The organism is Enterobacter cloacae complex sp. HYC042_NIDB (genome assembly GCF_056673315.1).
In genome coordinates, this window is the sequence record NZ_CP109650.1 from 3,952,109 (window position 1) to 3,976,724 (window position 24,616).

The following is a 24,616-nucleotide window of genomic DNA, read 5'->3' on the forward strand; positions in this document are numbered from 1 at the left end:
GTTCTGTCCTGATGAAAAAATGCCGGGTGGCGGCGTTGCCTTACCCGGCCTACGGAAGAGGATGTTTAGCCGCCGTGCAGACGACGCGCGTCAATCACATCCGGCACCTGGTTCAGTTTGCCCAGCACGCGGCCGAGCACCTGCAGGTTGTAGATTTCGATGGTCATATCGATGGTGGCAAGCTGCTCGCGGGTATCGCTGCGGCTGGCAACGCCCAGCACGTTGACCTTCTCGTTGGCGAGAATGGTGGTGATGTCGCGCAGCAGCCCGCTGCGATCGTTGGCGGTGACGCGCACCACCAGCGAGTAACCGGCGGAATAGCTCTCACCCCAGACCGCTTCCACGATACGCTCCGGCGCGTGGGACTGCAGTTCGGCAAGCTGGTCGCAGTCGGAGCGGTGGATCGAGATCCCGCGCCCCTGGGTGATAAAGCCGACGATATCGTCCCCCGGAATCGGCTGGCAGCAGCGGGCAATGTGGTGCATCAGGTTGCCCACACCCTCGACCACCACGCGGCCGTTGTCTTTGCTGCGCTGCTGCGGGGCATAGGTTTTCTGCTGCAGCTGCTTCAGCGCCGCCGCGTCCTGCTCTTCCGCGCTAGGCTTGTTGAACTGGGCCTGCAGGAAGTTGACCATCTGATTCAGACGGATATCACCGCCGCCAATCGCCGCCAGCAGCTCGTCCAGCTCGTTGAAGTTGTAGCGCGGCAGCAGGAATTTCTCTGCTTCTTTCAGGCTGATCCCGATATGCTCCAGCTCGTCGTCAAGGATCTGGCGACCGGCAAGAATGTTTTTGTCACGATCCTGCTTGCGGAACCAGGCGTGAATTTTGGAGCGCCCGCGGCTGGTGGTGACGTAACCGAGGTTCGGGTTAAGCCAGTCGCGGCTCGGGTTTGGCTGCTTCTGGGTAATGATTTCAATCTGGTCGCCCATCTGCAGCTGATAGGTAAACGGCACGATACGTCCGCCGATCTTCGCCCCGATGCAGCGGTGCCCCACGTCGCTGTGAATGTGGTAGGCAAAATCGAGCGGCGTGGAGCCAGCCGGCAGGTCGACAACGTCCCCTTTCGGGGTAAAGACGTAGACACGGTCATCAAAGACCTGGCTGCGCACCTCGTCGAGCATTTCGCCGGAGTCGGCCATCTCCTCCTGCCACGCAATCAGCTTGCGCAGCCAGGCGATGCGGTCTTCGTGGCCGGAGCGTGCCCCGCCAGAAGTGCCCTCTTTGTACTTCCAGTGCGCGGCTACGCCCAGCTCGGCGTCTTCGTGCATCTGTTTGGTGCGGATTTGAATCTCGACCGTTTTGCCGCCGGGGCCAAGCACCACGGTATGAATGGACTGGTAGCCGTTCGGTTTTGGGTTCGCGACATAGTCGTCAAATTCATCCGGCAGGTGGCGGAAGTGAGTATGTACTATCCCCAGCGCGGCGTAGCAGTCCTGCAGACGCTCCGCCACGATACGCACGGCGCGCACGTCAAACAGCTCGTCAAAGGCGAGGTGTTTCTTCTGCATTTTGCGCCAGATGCTGTAGATGTGCTTAGGCCGGCCGTAAACTTCGGCACGCACATTCTCTTCTTTCATGGCCTGGCGCAGCCCGCTGACAAACTCGTCGATGTAGTGCTCACGATCGATACGGCGCTCATGCAGGAGTTTGGCAATGCGCTTGTATTCTGCCGGATGCAGATAGCGGAAGCAGTAATCTTCCAGCTCCCATTTCAGCTGACCAATACCTAAGCGGTTCGCCAGCGGCGCATAGATGTTCGTACACTCTTTGGCGGCCAGCACGCGCTCGTCTTCCGGCGCATCTTTCACTTCACGCAGGTGGGCAATACGCTCGGCCAGCTTGATGACCACGCAGCGAAAATCATCCACCATGGCCAGCAGCATCCGACGGACGTTATCAACCTGCTCAGAGGAGACAGAATCGGTATGCGCGGCTTTTAGCTGGCGAATGGCCGCCATATCGCGCACGCCGTGGATCAGCGCAACGACGGATTTGCCGACGCTGTCGCGCAGCACGTCTTCGCTGACCACATCCGCATCCGCGAGGGGGAAGAGCAGCGCGGCCTGCAGCGTTTCGATGTCCATGTTCAGCATGGACAAGATTTCAACCATCTCCACGCCGCGCCACAGGAGAAGATCGGCGTCGGGATGCCCCTGCGTGGTGCGCAGACAGTAGGCCCAGGTTTCGGTTAAGCGTTCACACGACTGCTGGCTGGAAATTCCCAGACTTGCGATCCATTTTTGTGGGTCAAACTCCCCAGCTTTATTGAGATGTGCACTTCTTACCGCAACCATTGTCCTCTCCTTTAGGGACCAGGGCCTGTCGAAGTCGACAAGCCAAACAAATTAGATGTGCTCGAACAACGCCATCGATTCCAGATGTCCAGTGTGCGGGAACATGTCCAGCATTGCCAGACGCCGAATCTGGTAACCCGCGCTGTTTAACGCCTCACTGTCACGGGCAAGCGTTGCCGGGTTACAGGAAACATAGACCACACGCCTGGGCGCGAGTTTAATAATATGCGCCATGACGCCTGGGGCACCTGCACGCGCCGGGTCGAGCAGGATTTTGTCGAAACCCTGCTTTGCCCACGGCTGTTGAGTGACATCTTCCTCAAGATTTTGATGAAAAAATGTCACATTTTGCAAGCCGTTCTGCTCTGCGTTTTCCTGGCCTTTGACCACCAGCGCCTCAACGCCTTCCACCCCGACCACGCTTGCCGCTCTGCGCGCCAGCGGCAGGGTAAAGTTACCCATGCCGCAGAACAGATCGAGCACACGGTCAGTGGGCTGTACGTCAAGCCATTCCAGGGCCTTCGCCACCATTTGCTGGTTTATGCCGTCGTTGACCTGGATAAAATCACGCGGACTGAACGTTAAGCGTAGCCCGTCTGACGCATACCAGGGAGCTTCGCCCGATACCTGTTCAAGTATCTCGCTTTGCGGCGCGAGGAAAAGCGCAAGCTCATGAGAATGCGAAAAGCGTTCCAGTTTTTCGCGATCTTTTTTCGACAGCGGCGCAGTGTGGCGCAGCACCATCAGCGGGCCGTTGTTCGCCAGCACCAGTTCAACGTGGCCCAATGAACGCACCCCGTCGAGCGATGCAAGACAGCGGTGCACGTCCGGAAGTAACGCCTCAAGATGGGGCACCAAAATGGGGCACCGCTTCACGTCAACAATATCGCTGGAGGCCGCTTTGCGAAAACCCATCTCCAGCCGCTCCGTTTTGGGCTGATAGCTCAGGCTCAGGCGCGCGCGGCGGCGATAGCCCCAGGGCTCATCGGCGATAATCTCGTCAACTTCGTGTTTAAGGAGGCGCGCCAGCGCGCGGCTTTTACTTTTTTGCTGTAATTCTGTGCTCGCATGCTGTTGCTGGCAGCCTCCGCACACGCCAAAATGTGGACAGCGGGGCTCCACGCGCTCCGGGCTCGCGTTGAGGCGACGCTTCACCTGTCCGCGCGCGTACTGACGCTTGTCTTCCGTCAGCGTAATTTCTGCTCGTTCTCCTGGCAGCAAACCTGTTATAAACAGAGTCTTACCGTTGTGACGAGCCACTCCCTGACCAAACGGATCAAGGTCCGTGGCTTCAACAGTAATGATTTGACGCGTCGTCACGCGTCGCTTTGCAGAGTAGAATTGCGCCATCGCCGAGATTTTTCTCACATAAACATAATTATCTTAATTGTCCCATAACGGAACGCCATGACCAACTACAGCCTGCGCGCGCGCATGATGATTTTGATCCTCGCCCCCACCGTTCTCATCGGTTTGCTGCTGAGTATCTTCTTTGTGGTGCACCGCTATAACGATTTGCAGCGACAGCTGGAGGACGCGGGCGCCAGCATTATCGAACCGCTTGCTGTCTCCAGCGAGTACGGCATGAACCTGCAAAACCGCGAATCCATTGGGCAGTTAATCAGCGTGCTCCACCGCCGCCACTCGGATATCGTCCGTGCCATTTCCGTCTACGACGAACATAACCGCCTGTTTGTCACCTCAAACTTTCATCTCGATCCGGCGGCCCTGAAAATCCCGGACGGAACGCCATTCCCGCGCCACCTCACCGTACTGCGGCGCGGCGACATCATGATCCTGCGCACGCCGATCGTGTCGGAAAGCTATTCACCCGATGAGTCTGCGCAATCCGATGCCAAATCCAGCAATAACATGCTGGGATATGTAGCGCTTGAGCTGGATCTCAAGTCGGTACGGCTGCAGCAGTACAAAGAAATTTTTATCTCCGGCGTGATGATGCTGTTCTGCATTGGTATTGCGCTGATCTTCGGCTGGCGTCTGATGCGTGACGTCACGGGCCCCATCCGCAACATGGTTAATACCGTTGACCGCATCCGCCGGGGACAGCTCGACAGCCGCGTGGAAGGGTTTATGCTGGGCGAGCTGGATATGCTGAAAAACGGCATTAACTCGATGGCGATGTCGCTGGCGGCCTATCACGAAGAGATGCAGCATAACGTTGACCAGGCCACCTCTGACCTGCGCGAAACGCTGGAGCAGATGGAGATCCAGAACGTTGAGCTGGATCTGGCGAAAAAGCGCGCTCAGGAAGCGGCGCGTATCAAGTCTGAGTTTCTGGCCAATATGTCGCACGAGCTGCGTACGCCGCTGAATGGCGTGATCGGCTTTACCCGCCTGACCCTGAAAAGCGAGCTGAATCCTACTCAGCGGGATCACCTGCACACCATTGAACGTTCGGCCAATAACCTGCTGGCGATCATTAACGACGTGCTGGACTTCTCCAAGCTGGAGGCGGGTAAACTGATTCTGGAGAGCATCCCGTTCCCGCTGCGCAGTACGCTCGATGAAGTGGTGACGCTACTCGCGCACTCGTCGCACGACAAGGGCCTTGAGCTAACGCTCAATATTAAAAACGACGTGCCGGACAACGTTATTGGCGATCCGCTGCGCCTGCAGCAGGTCATTACCAATCTTGTCGGGAATGCCATTAAATTCACCGAAAGCGGCAACATCGACATCCTGGTAGAAAAACGCGCCATCAGTAATAACAAGGTGCAGATTGAGGTTCAAATCCGCGATACCGGTATCGGCATTCCGGAGCGGGATCAGTCGCGTCTGTTCCAGGCCTTCCGCCAGGCAGACGCCAGCATCTCCCGCCGCCATGGCGGCACCGGTCTGGGGCTGGTGATCACCCAGCGTCTGGTGAACGAAATGGGCGGCGATATCTCTTTCCACAGCCAGCCAAACCGCGGCTCAACCTTCTGGTTCCATATTAACCTCGACCTCAATCCGAACGTGCTGACCGACGGCCCGGTGACGGACTGTCTGAAAGGTAAGCGCCTGGCCTACGTCGAGCCTAACGCGGCAGCGGCGCAGTGCGCGTTGGATATCTTAAGCACCACGCCGCTGGAGGTGGTTTACAGTCCAACCTTCTCAGCCCTGGCCGTTGATCATTACGACATTTTGCTGATGGGGATCCCGGTGACCTTCACCGGCGAGCTGACCATGCAGCAGGAGCGGCTGGCGAAAGCCGCGTCGATGACCGACTATCTGCTGCTGGCGCTGCCCTGCCACGCCCAGCTTAATGCGGAAGAGTTGAAAAACGACGGTGCGGCCGCGTGCCTGCTTAAACCACTCACCGCAACCCGCCTGCTGCCCGCCCTTACGGAGTATTGTCGTCTTAGCCAGCACGCACTGCCGTTGATTAACGACGAGCAAAAACTGCCCATGAGCGTGATGGCGGTGGATGATAATCCGGCAAACCTGAAGCTAATCGGCGTATTGCTGGAAGACCAGGTTCAGCATGTTGAGCTGTGTACCAGCGGCGCCCAGGCGGTTGAACTGGCTAAACAGATGCAGTTCGACTTAATTCTGATGGATATTCAGATGCCGGGCATGGATGGCATTCGTGCCTGCGAGCTGATCCACCAGCTCCCGCATCAGCAGCAAACCCCGGTGATTGCGGTCACCGCGCATGCGATGGCCGGTCAGAAAGAGAAGCTGCTGAGCGCCGGGATGAATGATTACCTGGCGAAACCTATCGACGAAGAGAAGCTTCATAACCTGCTGTTACGCTATAAGCCGGGGCACATTGGCGGAACATATACGGTTTTCAGCGAGCCGGTTGAGGTAAGCGTTAATCAAAATGCGACCTTTGACTGGCAGCTGGCGCTGCGCCAGGCGGCAGGGAAACCCGATTTAGCACGCGAGATGCTGCAAATGCTGGTCGCGTTTCTGCCGGAGATCCGTAATAAGGTTGAAGAACAGCTGGTGGGCGAGAACCCGGAAGAGCTGCTGGAAGCGATCCACAAGCTGCACGGCAGCTGCGGCTACAGCGGCGTACCGCGGCTGAAAAACCTCTGCCAGCTGCTGGAACAGCAGCTGCGCGCGGGTACGCCGGAATCGGAGCTTGAACCGGAGTTCCTGGAACTGCTGGATGAGATGGATAACGTGACGCGGGAAGCGATGAAGGTGTTGGGGAGCTGAGGTAAAAGCCCGGCGGCGCTACGCTTACCGGGCCTACAAGTGCGCTAACGTAGGCCGGGTAAGGCGAAGCCACCACCCGGCAATCACAGTTAAAATGCCTGCCCTACTTTCAGCACCGCCGCGATATTCCTTGCGGCCATCTGTACATTCGCGCTGGCATTTTCCAGCGCGTCCTCCAGCGAGCAGATGGTGTAGATCACGCTAAACACCGCGTCTAAGCCGTGATCGTGTACCACGCCAACATCCGCCGTCAGGCTGCCTGCAATACCGATAACGGGCTTATTAAAGCGTTTCGCCACTTTCGCCACCCCTACCGGCACTTTGCCGTGGATCGTCTGGCTGTCGATGCGGCCTTCCCCGGTGATCACCAGATCCGCATCGGCCACCTGGTCGGCCAGGTGTAGCGCATCGGTCACAATCTCAATGCCCTGGCGCAGCTGTGCACCACAAAAAGCGTACAGCGCCGCACCCATGCCACCCGCCGCACCGCCGCCAGCAAGGTTGAGCACATCAATGTCCAGATCCCGGGCAATGACTCTCGCATAGTGCGCAAGCGCGTTGTCCAGGGTGACGATCATCTCGGGTGTGGCGCCCTTTTGCGGGCCAAATACCGCTGACGCGCCATCCTTACCGGTGAGCGGATTCGTCACATCGCAGGCGACTTCTATCCGGCACTCCGCCAGACGCTGATCGAGGCCGCTCAGGTCGATCCGCGCAAGCTTATCCAGCTCGCCCCCGCCCTGCCCCAGCGGCTGTTCATTGTCGTCCAGCAGCTTCGCCCCCAGCGCCTGCACCATCCCGGCGCCGCCGTCATTGGTGGCGCTGCCGCCGATACCGATGATGATATGCTTAACGCCCGCATCCAGCGCGTGGCGGATAAGTTCCCCCGTGCCCCAGGAGGTCGTTTTCAGAGGGTCACGCAGTGAAGGGGCTACCAGTTCCAGACCGCTTGCCGCCGCCATTTCGATAAAGGCGCTCTGCTCGTCACCGGATATCCCATAAAACCCGTCCACGCGCTCGCCCAGCGGACCGGTCACCGGAACGTGCACAATGCGTCCCCGGGTTGCCGCGATCATCGCCTCAACCGTGCCTTCACCGCCATCAGCGACCGGCAGTTTGACGTACTCCGCCTCAGGGAAAATCTCGCGAAAACCGCGCTCGATCGCTGTCGCAACCTCAAGCGCACTCAAACTTTCCTTATACGAGTCCGGTGCGATAACAATTTTCATAAGCCATCCTTACGCATAGTCGTTACGTTAAGCATACACCACGTAGGAAACCGCTCATGGGAGCGGTCCCAATGCGTTTATCGTACCATGCACGGACGTTTATTGTCGAATGTCCAGTCAGGGATCAGGTACTGCATCGCCATCGCGTCGTCGCGCGCGCCCAGACCGTGTTTCTGATACAGCTCGTGTGCTTTCATTACCTGATCCATATCCAGCTCAACTCCCAACCCCGGCGTGGACGGCACCTGCACCATGCCACCTTTGATCTCAAACGGCTCTTTGGTGAGGCGCTGGTTACCCTCCTGCCAGATCCAGTGCGTATCGATAGCGGTAATGGTGCCCGGCGCGGCGGCGGCGACGTGGGTGAACATCGCCAGCGAGATATCGAAGTGGTTGTTGGAGTGCGAACCCCAGGTCAGGCCAAACTCGTGGCACATCTGCGCCACGCGCACCGAGCCCTGCATTGTCCAGAAGTGCGGGTCCGCCAGTGGGATATCCACCGATTGCAGAGAGAGCGTGTGCCCCATCTGACGCCAGTCGGTGGCGATCATATTGGTCGCGGTCGGTAGCCCCGTAGCGCGACGGAATTCCGCCATGACTTCGCGGCCCGAAAAGCCTTGCTCAGCCCCGCACGGATCTTCCGCGTACGCCAGCACGCCTTTCAGCTGCTTGCCAATATCGATCGCTTCATCAAGCGACCACGCGCCGTTCGGATCCAGCGTCACGCGCGCCTGCGGGAAACGTTTTGCCAGCGCGGTAATGGCTTCCGCCTCCTCTTCCCCCGCCAGCACGCCGCCTTTCAGTTTGAAATCATTGAAGCCATATTTTTCATAGGCGGCTTCTGCCAGCCGCACCACCGCATCCGGGGTCATCGCTTCTTCGTGACGAACGCGGTACCAGTCGCATTGGTCATCTGGCTGGCTCTGATACGGCAGCGGCGTCAGCTTGCGGTCGCCGACAAAGAACAGATAGCCGAGCATCTCCACTTCACTGCGCTGCTGGCCCTCGCCCAGCAGCGACGCGACGTTAACGCCCAGGTGCTGGCCCAGCAGATCCAGCATCGCGGCTTCAATGCCGGTCACCACGTGGATAGTGGTGCGCAAATCGAAGGTTTGCAGGCCGCGGCCGCCGGCATCGCGGTCGGCAAAGGTATTGCGCACGGTGTTGAGGACATTTTTGTACTCACCCAGCGTTTTGCCCACCACCAGCGGAATGGCATCCTCCAGCGTTTTGCGGATCTTCTCCCCGCCCGGAATTTCCCCCACGCCGGTATGGCCGGCATTGTCTTTGATAATGACAATATTGCGCGTGAAGAACGGCGCATGCGCCCCGCTCAGGTTCATCAGCATGCTGTCATGACCTGCGACCGGAATGATTTGCATGGAGGTGACGACAGGGGTCGTAAAAGTACTCATCGTGTAATCCTTTTATCAGTGACGTCCAAAAACAGGGCGCTTACGGTCAAATGTCCAGCCGGGGATAAGGTACTGCATCGGGCCCGCGTCGTTACGCGCGCCGCCCGGTAGCTTTTTATACGCCTCATGGGCTTGATGAACCTGATCCCAGTCAAGCTCCACGCCCAGCCCCGGCGCATCGGGTACGGCAATTTTACCGTTTTTGATCTCCAGCGGATTTTTCGTCAGGCGAGCTTCGCCTTCCTGCCAAATCCAGTGGGTGTCGATGGCGGTCGGGTTACCCGGCGCCGCCGCGCCAACGTGGGTAAACATTGCCAGCGAGATATCGAAATGGTTGTTGGAGTGGCAGCCCCAGGTCAGGCCCCAGTCATCGCACAGCTGCGCCACGCGCACCGCGCCGGAGAGCGTCCAGAAGTGCGGGTCTGCCAGCGGAATGTCGACGGCGTTCAGCATCACCGCGTGGCCCATTTCGCGCCAGTTGGTGGCGATCATGTTGGTTGCGACCGGCAGTCCAGTGGCGCGGCGGAATTCCGCCATCACCTCGCGGCCAGAGAAGCCCTGCTCCGCGCCGCACGGGTCTTCCGCGTAGGTCAGCACGTCACCGAGACCTTTACACAGGCTAATCGCCTCATCCAGCAGCCAGGCGCCGTTCGGGTCAACGGTGATGCGCGCCTCCGGGAAGCGTTTTTTCAGCGCCCGGGCCGTTTCAATCTCCTGCTCGCCGGGCAGCACGCCGCCTTTCAGCTTGAAATCCTTAAAGCCGTAGCGATCCTGCGCAGCTTCAGCCAGGCGCACAACCGTCTCGCTGGAGAGCGCTTCCTGATGGCGCAGCTGATACCAGTCGTGGTCGCCCGGTGAGCGAGCCAGATAGGGGAGATCGGTTTTATTGCGATCGCCAACGTAGAACAGATAGCCCAGCACGGTGACCGCATCGCGCTGTTTGCCTGGCCCCAGCAGTTCACAGACCGGAACGTTAAGGGCTTTACCGAGTAAATCCAGCAGCGCCGCTTCCAGGGCGGCGACCGCATTGACGCGCAGTTCAAACGTCCACGCGCCCTTGCCGAAGGTATCAAAGTCCGCCGACTGATTGCCCTTATGCACCCGCTGAACCACCTTGTTCAGACGAGCCACTTCCTGACCCACGACCTGTGGAATAGCCTCTACCAGGGTCTGGTAGATCACTTCCCCGCCGGGGGCTTCCCCTACCCCGGTATTGCCTGCACTATCGGTCAGCACCACGATATTGCGGGTAAACCATGCGTTATGCGCGCCGCCAATATTGAGCAGCATGCTGTCCTGACCGGCCACCGGGATAACTTTCATTTCCGTGACGATAGGGCTTGATTGTGTTGTCATCATCCGCGCTCCACAACAGGTTTAAGTTCGACGCGTTTAATATCGCCCACCAGCACCAGGTAACTCAGCACCGCCACCAGGGCATGCACACCAACGTAGATTAGCGCGCCGTTGAAAGACCCCGTGGTGCCGACGATGTAGCCGATAGCGATAGGTGTAACAATCCCGGAAACGTTGCCGAACATATTGAACAGACCGCCGCTCAGGCCGCTGATCTCTTTCGGTGCCGTATCCGCCATCACCGCCCAGCCCAGCGCGCCAATCCCTTTGCCGAAGAAGGCCATCGCCATAAAGCCGATAATCATCCACTCGGCACTGACGTAGTTACAGAACACCATGGTCATGGAGAGCAGCATGCCGAGCACAATCGGCGTTTTACGCGCGATGTTCAGCGAACCCGTGCGGCGCATCAGCCAGTCGGAAATGACCCCGCCAAGCACGCCGCCGATGAAGCCGCAGATTGCCGGGACCGAGGCAACAAACCCCGCTTTGAGGATCGACATGCCGCGCGCCTGCACCAGATAAACCGGGAACCAGGTGATAAAGAAGTAGGTTAAAGCGTTGATACAGTACTGGCCGAGATAGATACCGATCATCATGCGCGAGCCGACGAGCTGCTTGATCTGCGCCCATTTCTGGCTGAAGGGGACTTTTGCTTTGTCAGATTTCTGATCCATATTGATCAGCGCCCCGCCCTCAGCAATGTATTCCAGCTCCTTCTTGTTCACGCCAGGGTGCTGATTCGGTTCGTGGATCACTTTCAGCCAGATAAAGCTGATGACGATCCCAAGCCCGCCCATAAAGAAGAAGACGTGCGACCAGCCCACCTCATGCGTCAGCCAGCCCATAATGGGCGCAAAGATCACCGTTGCGAAATACTGGGCGGAGTTAAAAATTGCCACCGCTGTTCCCCTCTCCTGCGCAGGAAACCAGGCCGCGACAATGCGGCTGTTGCCCGGGAAGGAAGGGGCTTCCGCCAGGCCTACCAGAAAGCGCAGCGTAAAGAGCGCCACGATAATGCCAAAGCCGCTGAAGATATCGACGAAACCCTGCAAAAGGGTAAAAGCAGACCAGATAAAGATGGACCAGAAATAGACGCGTTTAGAGCCAAAACGGTCCAGCAGCCAGCCGCCAGGAATTTGGCCAATGACGTAGGCCCACGAGAATGCAGAGAAAACGTAACCCATGCCCACCGGATCAAGGCCGATGTCTTTTGCCATTTCCGAGCCGGCAATCGACAGCGTGGCGCGGTCACCATAGTTAAAGGACGTGACGATAAACAGCATCACCACTATCCAGTAGCGGGCGTTAGTGCGCTTTTCAGCGCTGCTCGCTGCGTGGCTTAATGTACTCATTGTTGCACTCCTGAAACATAGCTTTCGCCTGTTCATTCTGTACAGCACCGGTAGGGTAATCAGAATGAGATAAGTTTTGTCGTTTTAGTACGGCCTGAAGCCGTTTTATTGTGACCGGAAAAGTATATGAAGGAGTGACAGGTTCGCTCACCGTGCAGAAACACAACATTGAGGAGTGTGGGGAACGTGGTTTGAGGCATAAGCCCAAAGCAGTGGAAGATACTTCACGGAATTGAGGATTTGATGCGGCTTTGTTGCCGGGTGGCGGCTACGCCTTACCCGGCCTACGAAACTATTTAAGAAGCGTTGCCCAGTGTTCAACCCACGGGTTCGACTCGCTTTCGGGTTCAGGATGCTCACCGGCATCAATCAGCAGCATCTCGCCGACGCGCTGGGCGCTCTGTTCCTGAAGAAGCGCATCGAACTGCTTGCCGCCGCCGCAGAAGTTGGCGTAAGAGCTATCGCCAAGGGCAATAATGCCGTAGTGAACGTCCGGCTGGTAGCCAAGCCGATCTTTAATGCCCTGGAAAAGCGGCACGATACTGTCCGGGAGATCGCCCTGACCGGTGGTGGAGGTCACTACCAGAATGTATTTATCTTTATACTTTTCCCAGTCCGCCAGCTCCGGGTCTTCATAGACCGTGGCTTTATGGCCCTGGCTTGTCAAAATCGCCTCAGCCTCTTCTGCTACCAGCAGCGAGTTGCCGTACATTGTGCCGACAAAAATGCCTACTTCAGCCATGCTTTGCTCCCGTAATTATTGCGCTTACCGTTCATCCTGAACGTTGCCTGATACAAACTCAACCCTTTCATTTTCGGGGAGTTGTCCCCGCCAGCCAAACTGTGACAGCGCCTGCATCCAGACGTCGTCCAGCCCGGCACGAATAATCAGTGGTTCACCGGTAAACGGGTGAGTCAGGCTAAGCTCGCTGGCGTGCAGCATCAGTCTGTTACAGCCAAAATGCTCTGCCGCGCTGCGGTTCTGGCGCAGATCGCCGTGCTTGCTGTCGCCAATAATCGGGTGGCGCAGGTGCGCAAGATGACGGCGAAGCTGGTGCTTGCGTCCGGTTTTGGGCAAAAGCTCAACCAGGCTGTAGCGTGTGGTGGGGAATTTGCTGGTTGCTACCGGCATTTCCGTTGTCGCCATGCCGCGATAATCCGTCACCGCGGGCTGCGGGCCTTTGTCATCGCGGGCAAATTTATCGGCGATTTTGTCCAGCTCCTCCACCAGCGGATAGTCCAGCGTGGCGGATTCGGTCAGCCAGCCACGAACGATCGCGTGGTAGCGCTTCTGGATCTGGTGCTGTTCGAACTGCTGCGCCAGCAGGCGGCCCGCCTCGCTGGAAAGCCCCATCAGCAGCACGCCGGAAGTCGGTCTGTCGAGGCGGTGCGCGGTAAACACATGCTGACCAATCTGGTCGCGCACGGTTTGCATCACCACCACTTTCTCATCGCGATCCAGCCAGCTGCGGTGCACCAGCCAGCCAGACGGTTTATTCACCGCCACCAGCCACTCGTCCTGATAGAGGATTTCCAGCGTCATGCCTCTTCACCGGCAAACAGGGCGTCCAGTTTTTCCAGCTCAACCAGCATCACATCGCGCGCAGGGTGCGTCGCCTCAAGCGCCATTTCATAGTAGGGAGAAACGGCGAACGCCTGCGGCAAAGGGTGGCCGCCTTCCAGCAGCGCGTGCATGCGCGGAATTAATACCCACTGGAGCCACTCGAACGGTGCCAGCGTATCCAGGCAGAATGGCTGGGTACTGGCAAACGCTTCCGGATTCGGCGCGGTCTCCTGCCACAGCTGATGCTGGCGCAAAAGGGCTTCGATGGCGTGCAACTGAGCACGAACGCTATCGTGTTGCGTCATAGTAACCTCAACTGAAAAAGTGAACGGCGCGCAGCATAGCATTGCGGAAGACAGAAATAAAAAAGGGAGCACTGTAAAAACAGTGCTCCCGGTTCGTTTCGCAGCATTCCAGCTACAATTCGTGCTCCCTGCTCTTCCGTGACAACTTTTCCTGATGCCCGAAGGCCTGGTCATCCTTATACCTTTTGCATCCTGCACACATCTTCCTGACGTGTTTGTTTCATCCTGAAACGTCCTGGCCTTCCTGACCCACCGACCATCCTGTTCGGTTCTCGTTCTCCTTCCTGGAGGTGTCCCTTACGCGTCCTGCGTTATCCTTTTGCTTCATCCTGAAGCCTTCCTGCAGCGCCATCCTGACGTGTCCTGAGTAAGAAACGCCATCATCCTGATGTTCGTTTCTCGTGTCGGCGTCCTGTCGACAGAGATAGAATCCGCTATTCCGCTTCGTCTTACAACCCACCCTTGCAGCACTGTAAGCCGTAAGAAATCCCTAAAAAAGATGCGATGAACAACTAATTCTTTGAAAAACAGAGTGATATTAATCTGAATTAAATAAGGCAATACTGAATGATCCAGCGATCTCTCACAAACCTTGTAAGAGATCTCTCACACGCGTCGTAGCATCATGGATTACAGAAGTGGCTCAAGCCAGGTAAGGAAATCCGCAAGAGAGGGGGCGAGCGTTTCGCGATTGCGGGTACCGATGGTCTCTTTAATCACTTCCCCGGACAGGTTGCAGACGGATATCACATCCAGTTCGCTGTCCAGCGTGGCAATAAAGAGCGTCGGAGAAAGCTTAAGGCGTTTTTGCGTGACCAGATGACCAATCAGGTTTTCCTGAACACGCTGCAGATCGTCTTCGCTCCAGGTCTGCAACAGCGTCAGCGTCAAATCACCCAAGCGCGCGGGCATATCCCCTGCAAACTGCGTGGCATAAAACGCGTGAACCGCTGGTTGTACCACAAGGTCCATAGCCCGTTCAACCGCATTTACATTTTGCTCAGCGGTATTGGGCTTCGGCTGCCAGATAACATAGTCATCCTGCGAAGAGATAATGCACGGCGACGGCACGCCATATAAATCAGCGCTTTGCGGCCATGTTCCGTGCTTTTCATGCCACGCGTCGCAATAGCGGGTTGTGAAGGTAGTAAGGGCATTTGCAGTTTCGATGTCCACCGATTTCTCTCTTCTTGTAAGACAGGATAAACTCTGCCCATAAGTGTACCTGTAAAGTGGCTATGAAACATGTCTTACGAAAATCATCAGGCGTTAACCGGCCTAACGCTGGGTAAATCGACCGATTACCGCGATACCTACGATGCAAGCCTGCTGCAGGGCGTGCCGCGCAGCCTGAACCGCGATCCTCTTGGACTGCATGCGGACGCGTTGCCGTTTGTCGGCGGCGATATCTGGACGCTGTACGAACTCTCCTGGCTTAACGCGCGCGGTTTGCCGCAGGTGGCCGTGGGCCACGTTGAGCTGGACTATGCCAGCGTGAACCTGGTGGAATCCAAAAGCTTTAAGCTCTATCTCAACAGCTTCAACCAGACCCGATTCAACAGCTGGGACGAGGTTCAGCAAACGCTGGAGCGGGATTTAGCCGCCTGCGCGCAGGGGAACGTGTCCGTCTCGTTATATCGCCTGCACGAGCTGGAAGGACAGCCCATTGCCCATTTCCACGGAACCTGCATCGACGAGCAGGACATCGAGGTGGAGAATTATGAATTCAGCGCCGATTACCTCGAAAACGCGGCGAGCGGAAAAGTGGTTGAAGAGACGCTGGTCAGCCATTTGCTGAAGTCCAACTGCCTGATTACCCACCAGCCGGACTGGGGTTCGGTGCAGATCCAGTACCGAGGCCCGAAAATTGACCGGGAAAAACTGCTGCGCTATCTGGTGTCGTTCCGCCATCACAACGAATTTCACGAGCAGTGCGTGGAGCGTATTTTTAACGATATTCAGCGTTTCTGCCAGCCGGAGAAACTGAGCGTTTACGCGCGCTATACCCGCCGTGGCGGGCTGGACATTAACCCGTGGCGCACTAACACCGATTTTGTGCCAGCAACGGGCCGGCTGGTGCGTCAATAATATAAATATTTTCACAATATGCGTGCGGTATTCCGCCGAAGTGTTGTGAAACGTCACGTGCCAGGGCTATTGTAATCAAAGGGAATGACGATAATCGTCCCATAAGGAGCTCACTTGATTACACATATTAGCCCGCTTGGCTCAATGGATATGTTGTCGCAGCTGGAAGTGGACATGCTTAAACGCACGGCCAGCAGCGATCTTTATCAACTGTTTCGTAACTGTTCACTTGCCGTACTGAACTCCGGAAGCCTGACAGATAACAGTAAAGAACTGCTGTCCCGCTTCGAAAGCTTTGATATTAACGTGCTGCGCCGCGAGCGTGGCGTGAAACTGGAAGTGATCAACCCGCCGGAAGAGGCCTTTGTCGACGGACGTATCATTCGTTCCCTTCAGGCCAACCTGTTTGCCGTCCTGCGCGACATCCTGTTTGTTAACGGGCAGATTCACAACGCGGGCCGCTTCCAGCATCTCGACCTGGAAAGCTCCGTTCATATCACCAACCTGGTGTTCTCTATTCTGCGCAACGCCCGCGCCCTGCACGTTGGCGAAGCACCAAACATGGTCGTCTGCTGGGGCGGCCACTCGATTAACGAAACCGAATATCTCTATGCCCGTCGGGTCGGAACGCAGCTTGGCCTGCGCGAGCTGAATATCTGTACCGGCTGTGGTCCGGGTGCAATGGAAGCACCAATGAAAGGTGCAGCCGTGGGTCATGCGCAGCAGCGTTACAAAGAGGGGCGGTTTATCGGCATGACCGAGCCGTCAATCATCGCCGCTGAGCCGCCTAACCCGCTGGTCAATGAGCTGATTATCATGCCGGATATCGAGAAGCGTCTTGAGGCGTTTGTTCGTATCGCTCACGGGATTATCATCTTCCCGGGCGGCGTGGGAACGGCGGAAGAGCTGCTCTATCTGCTGGGGATTCTGATGAACCCGGCCAACAAAGATCAGGTACTGCCACTGATCCTGACCGGTCCGAAAGAGAGCGCCGACTACTTCCGCGTGCTGGACGAGTTTATCGTGCATACGCTGGGAGAAGCCGCGCGTCGTCACTATCGCATCATCATTGATGACGCGGCGGAAGTGGCGCGCCAGATGAAAAAAGCGATGCCGCTGGTGAAAGAGAATCGTCGTGATACCGGTGATGCGTACAGCTTTAACTGGTCAATCCGTATTGCGCCTGACCTGCAGATCCCGTTCGAGCCGACCCATGAAAATATGGCGAACCTGAAACTCTACCCGGACCAGCCGGTGGAAGTGCTGGCCGCCGACCTGCGTCGCGCCTTCTCCGGGATTGTGGCGGGCAACGTGAAGGAGATGGGCATCCGCGCGATTGAGCAGTATGGTCCGTACAAGATCCACGGCGACCCGGAGATGATGCGCCGTATGGACGACATGCTTCAGGGCTTTGTGGCTCAACACCGCATGAAGTTGCCGGGTTCAGCCTACATTCCGTGCTACGAAATCTGCACGTAACGCTCAGTTTCTTCTCCTCAAAGCCGGGGCACCCTGTAGCGGGTCCCGGCTTTTTTATTAGCGAATCAATTCATAGGCCTCACTTATAACTTTAACAAACTTACGGCAAACGCAATCGATTACCTCCATTTAACAACCGTAATTTATCAGCCTTAAACTAAATTACCCGCAAGAAAATCCTAAAAACCCATATCTTTACAGCGGAAGACACCTATATTGCAGGCCGCTCTTTTAGCCCACATGTCGTTGGTGGTAGCCTTCGCGCCCGTAAATTCTATTTGATGTTTTTTTAACAGATAAATGGTCTAAAGATGCCCACATCATAAGTGGATTATTGCATTTGGGATCGCGATCACTGATAGATTCATAACGAGAATGTATCTTTCCGCCCGCCAATAGTTACGGGCGAAAATTATTAAAAAACCGTCACTGAACGAATTTCATATTACCGTCAGGCACTTTTTCATCGGATTTGACTAAAAACCTGACAATTTGCTTCCTCCAGGAGATACAGATGGAAACCACTCAAACCAGCACCGTTGCTTCGATTGAATCCCGAAGTGGTTGGCGCAAAACGGATACCATGTGGATGCTGGGCCTTTACGGCACGGCAATCGGCGCTGGTGTACTGTTCCTTCCTATCAACGCAGGCGTCGGCGGTCTGATTCCGCTGATCATCATGGCCATCATCGCCTTCCCGATGACCTACTTCGCACACCGCGGTCTGACCCGCTTCGTGCTGTCCGGTAAAAACCCGGGCGAAGACATCACCGAAGTGGTTGAAGAACATTTCGGCGTTGGCGCAGGTAAACTGATTACCCTGCTCTACTTCTTCGCGATTTACCCAATCCTGCTCGTCTACAGCGTGGCGATCACCAACACCGTTGAAAGCTTCATGACGCACCAGCTGCACATGACGCCGCCACCGCGTGCCATTCTGTCTCTGATCCTGATCGTCGGCATGATGACCATCGTGCGCTTCGGCGAGCAGATGATTGTTAAGGCCATGAGCGTGCTGGTCTTCCCGTTTGTGGCTGCGCTGATGCTGCTGGCCTGCTACCTGATCCCACAGTGGAACGGTGCAGCGCTGGAAACCCTGTCCCTGAGCAGCGCGTCTGCGACCGGTAACGGCCTGCTGATGACCCTGTGGCTGGCGATCCCGGTAATGGTCTTCTCCTTCAACCACTCCCCAATCATCTCCTCTTTCGCCGTGGCGAAACGCGAAGAGTACGGTAATGGTGCAGAGAAGAAGTGCTCCAGCATCCTGGCCCGCGCTCACGTGATGATGGTGCTGACCGTGATGTTCTTCGTCTTCAGCTGCGTACTGAGCCTCTCCCCGGCGGACCTGGCGGCAGCGAAAGAACAGAACATCTCTATTCTGTCTTACCTGGCGAACCACTTTAACGCACCGCTGATTGCGTGGATGGCACCGATCATCGCGATGATCGCCATCACCAAATCCTTCCTGGGCCACTACCTGGGTGCGCGTGAAGGCTTCAACGGTATGGTGATTAAATCTCTGCGCGGTAAAGGCAAGAGCATTGAAATCAACAAGCTGAACAAAATCACTGCACTGTTCATGCTGCTCACCACCTGGGCGGTAGCGACCCTGAACCCAAGCATCCTGGGCATGATTGAAACCCTGGGTGGCCCGGTTATCGCGATGATTCTGTTCCTGATGCCGATGTACGCGATTCAGAAAGTGCCTGCCATGCGCAAGTACAGCGGCCAGGTCAGCAACGTGTTTGTGGTTATCATGGGCCTTATCGCTATCTCTGCGATCTTCTACTCCCTGTACACCATGTTCTGATGAACGCCCGCGCCGCCTTCGGGCGGCGCACTCCTCCCCCTCTGACTGAAAGCAATGGACGCATCATGATTAGCGTATTCGATATTTTCAAAATCGGTATTGGTCCTTCCAGCTCTCACACCGTCGGACCAATGAAAGCCGGTAAGCAGTTCACGGATGACTTGATTGCACGCGGCATTCTGCACGACATCACCCGCGTGGTTGTCGATGTGTACGGCTCGCTTTCCCTGACCGGGAAAGGCCACCATACCGATATCGCCATTATCATGGGCCTGGCGGGAAATCTGCCGGATACCGTTGATATTGACGCGATCCCTGGCTTCATCCAGGACGTGAACACCCACGGTCGTTTGCTGCTGGCAAACGGTGAGCATGAGGTTGAATTCCCGGTTGACCACTGCATGAATTTCCATGCGGACAACCTGTCGCTGCACGAAAACGGCATGCGCATTACCGCGCTGGCCGGCGACAAAGCGGTTTACAGCCAGACGTATTACTCCATCGGCGGCGGCTTTATCGTCGACGAAGACCACTTTGGTCAAACCAACACCTCTTCTGTTGAGGTGCCGTATCCGTACAAAACCGCGGCGGACCTCCAGCGCCACTGCCAGGAGACGGGGCTTTCCCTCTCTGGCCTGATGATGAAAAACGAGCTGGCCCTTCACAGCAAAGAGGAGCTGGAACAGCACTTCGCTAGCGTCTGGGAAGTGATGCGCGGCGGCATTGAGCGCGGGATCACCACCGAAGGCGTTCTGCCGGGCAAGCTTCGCGTACCGCGTCGTGCAGCGGCGCTGCGTCGTATGCTGGTGAGCACCGACAAAACGACAACGGACCCGATGGCCGTCGTCGACTGGATCAACATGTTCGCCCTGGCGGTGAACGAAGAGAACGCCGCAGGGGGCCGCGTCGTCACGGCGCCAACCAACGGTGCCTGCGGTATCGTTCCGGCCGTGCTGGCGTACTACGACAAGTTTATCCGTGAAGTGAACGCTAACTCCCTGGCGCGCTACCTGCTGGTCGCCAGCGCGATTGGTTCTCTGTATAAAATGAACGCCTCCATTTCCGGTGCGGAAGTAGGCTGTCAGGGCGAAGTCGGCGTGGCATGCTCCATGGCGGCAGCGGGCCTGGCGGAACTGTTGGGTGCAAGCCCGGCGCAGGTCTGCATCGCTGCGGAAATCGGCATGGAACATAACCTGGGGCTAACCTGCGATCCGGTTGCCGGACAGGTACAGGTGCCGTGCATCGAGCGTAACGCCATCGCCTCCGTCAAAGCGGTGAACGCGGCGCGTATGGCGCTGCGCCGCACCAGTGAGCCGCGCGTTTGTCTCGATAAAGTTATCGAAACCATGTACGAAACCGGTAAAGATATGAACGCCAAATACCGCGAAACCTCTCGCGGCGGCCTGGCGATGAAGATCGTAACCTGCGATTAATCCTCTCAGGAAGCCTCGTTTTGCGAGGCTTCTTCCTGTTTTCCCTCACGCTATTCGTTTCATCCTGCCGACAGTGATACCCTTTACCCATTAGATTTAAGGGAGAATATCTGTGGCTGTTCATTTGCTTATCGTCGACGCGCTCAATCTGATTCGCCGAATCCATGCGGTACAAGGCACGCCCTGCAAGGACACCTGCCTGCACGCGCTGGAGCAGCTTATTCGCCACAGCGAGCCGACGCACGTCGTGGCCGTGTTTGATGACGAAGCGCGCAACAGCGGCTGGCGACATCAGCGCCTGCCCGACTACAAGGCCGGACGCGCGCCGATGCCGGACGATCTGCATGCCGAAATGCCCGCCCTGCGTGCCGCCTTTGAGCAGCGTGGCGTCCCCTGCTGGGGTGCACAGGGCAATGAAGCCGACGATCTCGCGGCCACCCTGGCCGTAAAAGTGGCAAGTGCCGGGCATCAGGCCACTATCGTTTCAACTGACAAAGGCTACTGCCAGCTGCTCTCCCCCACGATCCGCATTCGCGACTATTTTCAAAAACGCTGGCTGGACGCGCCGTTTATTGCCAGCGAGTTCGGCGTTTTGCCTGAGCAACTGCCGGATTATTGGGGTCTGGCAGGCATCAGCAGCTCTAAGGTTCCGGGTGTCGCCGGTATTGGACCAAAGAGCGCCGCCCAGTTGCTGACCGATTTTCAGAGTCTGGAAGGGATTTACGCCCGTCTGGATGAGGTGCCAGAAAAGTGGCGCAAGAAGCTGGAGGCGCATAAAGAGATGGCGTTTATCTGCCGCGAGGTGGCGACGCTACAGACGGATTTACAGCTGGACGGGAATTTACAGCAGTTGCGGTTAGAACGTTAAAACGTCAACATGGTTTTGTAGGCCCGGTAAGCGCAGCGCCACCGGGCAAAACAAAGCACGCACTATCGCTCGTCGCGACGTCCGCCTACAGCCGCCCACCAGCGACGGATGTGTACCGTCACCTCTTCGCGGTCGTGGTACAACTGACGCGCCTGGATCTCCACGTTAATACCGTGCTCATCCAGCTGTGCCTGAATATAGGCCAGGTTCTGGGATACCTCCTCGTAGCGCTTTTTCATCGGCAGCTTGAGGTTGAAAATGGTCTCACGGCACCAGCCGTTCACCAGCCAGGAGGCCATCAGCGCGGCCACTTTTGCCGGCTTCTCAACCATGTCGCACACCATCCACGAGATGTTGTTGCGGGTTGGGCGATAGCGGAAACCGTCTTCTCGCAGCCAGGTGACCTGTCCTGTGTCCATCAGGCTTTGCGCCATTGGGCCGTTATCCACAGACGACACCCACATGTTGCGTTTCACCAGCTGATAGGTCCAGCCGCCCGGGCACGCGCCAAGGTCGACGGCATACATGCCGTTAGCCAGACGCTCGTCCCACTCATCTGCCGGGATAAAGACGTGAAACGCCTCTTCCAGCTTCAGGGTTGAACGGCTCGGCGCATCTGCCGGGAACTTCAGGCGCGGGATGCCCATAAAGAATGGCGAATTGTTATTGGTGTACGAATAGCCCGCATAGCAGCAGCCAGGTGCGATAAAGAAGATATGCACCACCGGACGCTTCGGCGTTTCGTAGTTTGTCAGTATGCCCGCGTCACGCAGCGCTGCGCGCAGCGGCACGGTGAACTTACGGCAAAACTTCATCAGCTCTTTGCTTTCGTTGGTATCGGCAACCTCAACGCGCAGGTCGCCGCCCTTCTCCACCACGCCCTGCAGCATGCCCACAATCGGCGTGATGCGATCTTCCGGCGGAAGATCTTTCAGCAACTCACCCGCGACGAACATCTGGCGGGCGAAGATCAGCGAGCTGAACGGCAGCTCGCGTGCCAGCTTGTCGGCGTCTTCAGGCTGATAACATTCGAATACCACATAGCCCGCATTTTCTTTTACGCGAGCAAAGCCGAAGACTTCGCGCTTCGCCGCTTTATCGGTAATTTCCGCGGCGCACTCTTTCTCAAACCCCGGGCGACAATATAAAACAACCTTATTCATGAACAACGCCCTTGCGTTTCAGACGGATAGCTCCGATAAACATTAATACCCAACCCGCCAGGAAGCTCACGCCGCCGACAGGTGTAACAAACGCCCACAGGCGCAAATGCGAGAGGGCCAGACAGTAAAGGCTGCCGCTAAACAGCACGGTACCCAGCGCCATAAATACGCTACTCCAGTAAAACCAGATGCTTATCCGGCGCTGCATCGCTACCGCCAGCCCAAAAATAGCCAGCGTATGAAACGCCTGGTATTCAAGGCCGGTCTGGATCCAGCCCATCTCGACGGCGCCCAAAGACTTGCTCAATACGTGCGCGCCAAAGGCGCCCAGTGCAACAAAAATAAAGCCACTCACCGCGGCAAAAATCAGCATGAATCGGCTGGTCATGTTTAAGTCCTGAATTAATGCGTGCCCGGCACACAAACGTTATTGTTCATACCTGAAGCGGAATTTTTCTTGCTCGCTTGCCGCTTTCGCCAGTATCCACTGCCGGAAGGCGGCTATTTTACCCAGTTCTGCCTGACTGTCATGACAAACCAGATAAAATGCATTCTTGCTGACCAGTACATCATTAAAAGGGCAAACCAGACGGCCTGCCTCAATTTCGGACTGCGCCATCACGTTGTTCGCCAACGCCACGCCCTGTCCGTGAATGGCTGCCTGTAGCACCATCGCACTATGGCTAAAAATGGGGCCCTGCTGCACGTTTATATGACTAAGACCTAATTGACGGGTATAAGTTTGCCAGTCGCGGCGAGAGGCATCATGTAAAAGCGTATGCTGCGCCAGGTCAGCGGGCGTTTTCAGCGCCTTGTCGCCTGTTAAAAGCAGAGGCGAACAGACCGGCAGCAGATATTCTGCGTATAATTTCTCGACACGCAAGCCCGGCCAGTTGCCGCGACCATAAAAAATGGCGACATCCACATCATCGGCCAGCTTGTCTTCCTGACGATCCACCGCCTGGATTCGAACGTCGATCCCCGGATAAGCTGAGTTAAAGCTTGAGAGTCTTGGCACCAACCACTGAATGGCAAAACTGGGCAATAAACTAACAGTCAGGGCACCTTTTGCACTGCGGGCCTGCAGCTTACGCGTGGCTTCCGTGAGCTGGGAAAAAATCTCTTTAATATCCTGAAAATAGCTCTGCCCCTCTTCGGTCAACAGCAAGGAACGATTGCGTCGGCGGAACAGCTTAAGGCCCAGGAAATCCTCCAGGGACTTGATTTGGTGACTTACTGCGGCCTGTGTCACAAAAAGCTCATCTGCCGCACGGGTGAAGCTCAGGTGACGTGCTGCTGCATCAAAAACGCGTAATGCATTAAGGGGTGGCAATCGCTTTGACATGGTTATCTGGCTTAGATGTTAACGGAATTTAACAAACAGGAAACAACGTTTAACCTATTAGTTTTTTTTATCTGAGCCATTATAATTTGTCCGTTGAGGAACTACCAGCAAATACCTATAGTGGCGGCACTTCCTGAGCCGGAACGAAGAGCTTTTTTCGGAATGCGTGTTCTGAAGGGCTTTTGGCTTACGGTTGTGATGTTGTGTTGTTGTGTTTGCAATTGGTCTGCGATTCAGACCACGGTAGCAACGCTACCAATTTTTCACTTCCTGTACATTTACCCTGTCTGTCCATAGTGATTAATGTAGCACCGCCAATTTGCGGTGCTTTTTTTTCGCCTGCGATCGGTTAATGCTCGATCTCTTTCATCTCTTTCACGTCCGTGCGGTTGATCTGCTGCTTGTTCCCGTTAGCATCTTTGTACGAAATCATCCCGGTATCGTTATCGGTAGTCGGTTTCCCTTCCGAAACGATAGAACGACCATCGTTTGTGTGCATCACGTAGTTGTTACCAGAACAGGCGCTCAGGGCAAAAGTAAACGCACAGGCAGAAATGATTGCAGCTGTCTTATTCATGATTATTCTCCTTTAGCAATTAATGCTATTCAAACCTCGATTTATAACAGGCTAAAACATCCGCCTAACACTATTTAGCATAACCTGCTTTTTCGAGGTCGCCAGGATAAGCAGACAAATCTGATAGATATCAACCTCCTTGCCCTGCCGCTGAAATTGCGCGAC

Annotated in this window: 20 protein-coding genes; 6 read left to right on the forward strand and 14 right to left on the reverse strand. The window is 56.3% G+C overall.

The features are described 5' to 3' along the window. Positions 1-65 precede the first annotated feature (65 nt). The gene (relA, locus tag OKF39_RS18905; RefSeq protein WP_028014256.1) at positions 66-2,297 is read right to left on the reverse strand and encodes a GTP diphosphokinase; all 2,232 of its coding nucleotides are present in this window, start codon (positions 2,295-2,297) and stop codon (positions 66-68) included. A gap of 51 nt (positions 2,298-2,348) precedes the next feature. Further along, positions 2,349-3,647, reverse strand: coding sequence for a 23S rRNA (uracil(1939)-C(5))-methyltransferase RlmD (gene rlmD / locus OKF39_RS18910; protein ID WP_100170803.1), 1,299 nt, complete (start codon positions 3,645-3,647; stop codon positions 2,349-2,351). Between the two features lie 57 nt (positions 3,648-3,704). Here rlmD and barA point away from each other — a divergent pair, with 57 nt between their 5' ends. Next, on the forward strand, positions 3,705-6,464 hold the full coding sequence (barA, locus tag OKF39_RS18915; protein WP_048998526.1) for a two-component sensor histidine kinase BarA: 2,760 nt from the start codon (positions 3,705-3,707) through the stop codon (positions 6,462-6,464). A gap of 89 nt (positions 6,465-6,553) precedes the next feature. Here the strand turns inward: barA and OKF39_RS18920 are convergent, their stop codons facing one another. The 8 genes from OKF39_RS18920 to syd form a co-directional block, all read right to left on the reverse strand. Then, positions 6,554-7,693: a glycerate kinase gene (locus OKF39_RS18920; protein WP_028014259.1), complete on the reverse strand. Its 1,140-nt coding sequence runs from the start codon at positions 7,691-7,693 to the stop codon at positions 6,554-6,556. 77 nt (positions 7,694-7,770) lie between these two features. Then, positions 7,771-9,108 carry a glucarate dehydratase gene (gudD, locus tag OKF39_RS18925; protein ID WP_219259964.1) on the reverse strand — a complete coding sequence of 446 codons (1,338 nt, stop codon included), beginning with the start codon at positions 9,106-9,108 and terminating at the stop codon, positions 7,771-7,773. 15 nt (positions 9,109-9,123) lie between these two features. Next, positions 9,124-10,464: an enolase C-terminal domain-like protein gene (locus tag OKF39_RS18930; protein WP_063155170.1), complete on the reverse strand. Its 1,341-nt coding sequence runs from the start codon at positions 10,462-10,464 to the stop codon at positions 9,124-9,126. Beyond that, entirely contained in the window at positions 10,464-11,819 is a 1,356-nt protein-coding gene (gene gudP / locus OKF39_RS18935) for a galactarate/glucarate/glycerate transporter GudP (protein WP_041908405.1), read from the reverse strand. Before gudP ends, OKF39_RS18930 begins: the two co-directional genes overlap by 1 nt. Positions 11,820-12,111: 292 nt before the next feature. Continuing rightward, complete coding sequence (locus OKF39_RS18940; RefSeq protein WP_028014263.1) at positions 12,112-12,561, reverse strand: flavodoxin; 450 nt, start codon at positions 12,559-12,561, stop codon at positions 12,112-12,114. 24 nt (positions 12,562-12,585) lie between these two features. Next, positions 12,586-13,362 carry a tRNA pseudouridine(65) synthase TruC gene (gene truC / locus OKF39_RS18945; RefSeq protein ID WP_028014264.1) on the reverse strand — a complete coding sequence of 259 codons (777 nt, stop codon included), beginning with the start codon at positions 13,360-13,362 and terminating at the stop codon, positions 12,586-12,588. After that, positions 13,359-13,688: a YqcC family protein gene (locus OKF39_RS18950; protein WP_028014265.1), complete on the reverse strand. Its 330-nt coding sequence runs from the start codon at positions 13,686-13,688 to the stop codon at positions 13,359-13,361. The genes truC and OKF39_RS18950 overlap by 4 nt, the downstream gene beginning before the upstream one ends. Before the next feature lie 630 nt (positions 13,689-14,318). Further along, positions 14,319-14,864, reverse strand: coding sequence for a SecY-interacting protein (gene syd / locus OKF39_RS18955; RefSeq protein WP_063437504.1), 546 nt, complete (start codon positions 14,862-14,864; stop codon positions 14,319-14,321). 69 nt (positions 14,865-14,933) lie between these two features. Between syd and queF the strand changes: the two genes are divergently transcribed. The 5 genes from queF (at position 14,934) to xni (ending at position 21,366) form a co-directional block, all read left to right on the forward strand. After that, entirely contained in the window at positions 14,934-15,776 is an 843-nt protein-coding gene (gene queF / locus OKF39_RS18960; protein ID WP_028014267.1) for an NADPH-dependent 7-cyano-7-deazaguanine reductase QueF, read from the forward strand. A 114-nt stretch (positions 15,777-15,890) separates the two neighbouring features. After that, the gene (gene ppnN / locus OKF39_RS18965; protein WP_023309027.1) at positions 15,891-17,255 is read left to right on the forward strand and encodes a nucleotide 5'-monophosphate nucleosidase PpnN; all 1,365 of its coding nucleotides are present in this window, start codon (positions 15,891-15,893) and stop codon (positions 17,253-17,255) included. 514 nt (positions 17,256-17,769) lie between these two features. After that, a complete protein-coding gene (locus tag OKF39_RS18970; RefSeq protein WP_028014268.1) occupies positions 17,770-19,065 on the forward strand; it encodes an HAAAP family serine/threonine permease in 1,296 nt (431 codons plus the stop codon). Between the two features lie 65 nt (positions 19,066-19,130). Then, positions 19,131-20,498: an L-serine ammonia-lyase II gene (gene sdaB / locus OKF39_RS18975; protein ID WP_479983255.1), complete on the forward strand. Its 1,368-nt coding sequence runs from the start codon at positions 19,131-19,133 to the stop codon at positions 20,496-20,498. A gap of 112 nt (positions 20,499-20,610) precedes the next feature. Continuing rightward, positions 20,611-21,366 (forward strand): flap endonuclease Xni, encoded by a 756-nt coding sequence (gene xni / locus OKF39_RS18980; RefSeq protein ID WP_028014270.1) that lies wholly within the window; start codon positions 20,611-20,613, stop codon positions 21,364-21,366. Between the two features lie 62 nt (positions 21,367-21,428). Here the strand turns inward: xni and rlmM are convergent, their stop codons facing one another. From rlmM to OKF39_RS19000, 4 genes are all read right to left on the reverse strand, one after another. After that, entirely contained in the window at positions 21,429-22,529 is a 1,101-nt protein-coding gene (gene rlmM, locus OKF39_RS18985) for a 23S rRNA (cytidine(2498)-2'-O)-methyltransferase RlmM (protein ID WP_028014271.1), read from the reverse strand. After that, positions 22,522-22,917 (reverse strand): DUF423 domain-containing protein, encoded by a 396-nt coding sequence (locus tag OKF39_RS18990; RefSeq protein ID WP_028014272.1) that lies wholly within the window; start codon positions 22,915-22,917, stop codon positions 22,522-22,524. Before OKF39_RS18990 ends, rlmM begins: the two co-directional genes overlap by 8 nt. Positions 22,918-22,956: 39 nt before the next feature. Beyond that, complete coding sequence (gene gcvA, locus OKF39_RS18995) at positions 22,957-23,874, reverse strand: glycine cleavage system transcriptional regulator GcvA (RefSeq protein ID WP_014885066.1); 918 nt, start codon at positions 23,872-23,874, stop codon at positions 22,957-22,959. Positions 23,875-24,223: 349 nt separating this feature from the next. Beyond that, positions 24,224-24,451 (reverse strand): YgdI/YgdR family lipoprotein, encoded by a 228-nt coding sequence (locus tag OKF39_RS19000; protein ID WP_008499648.1) that lies wholly within the window; start codon positions 24,449-24,451, stop codon positions 24,224-24,226. Positions 24,452-24,616: the final 165 nt, after the last annotated feature.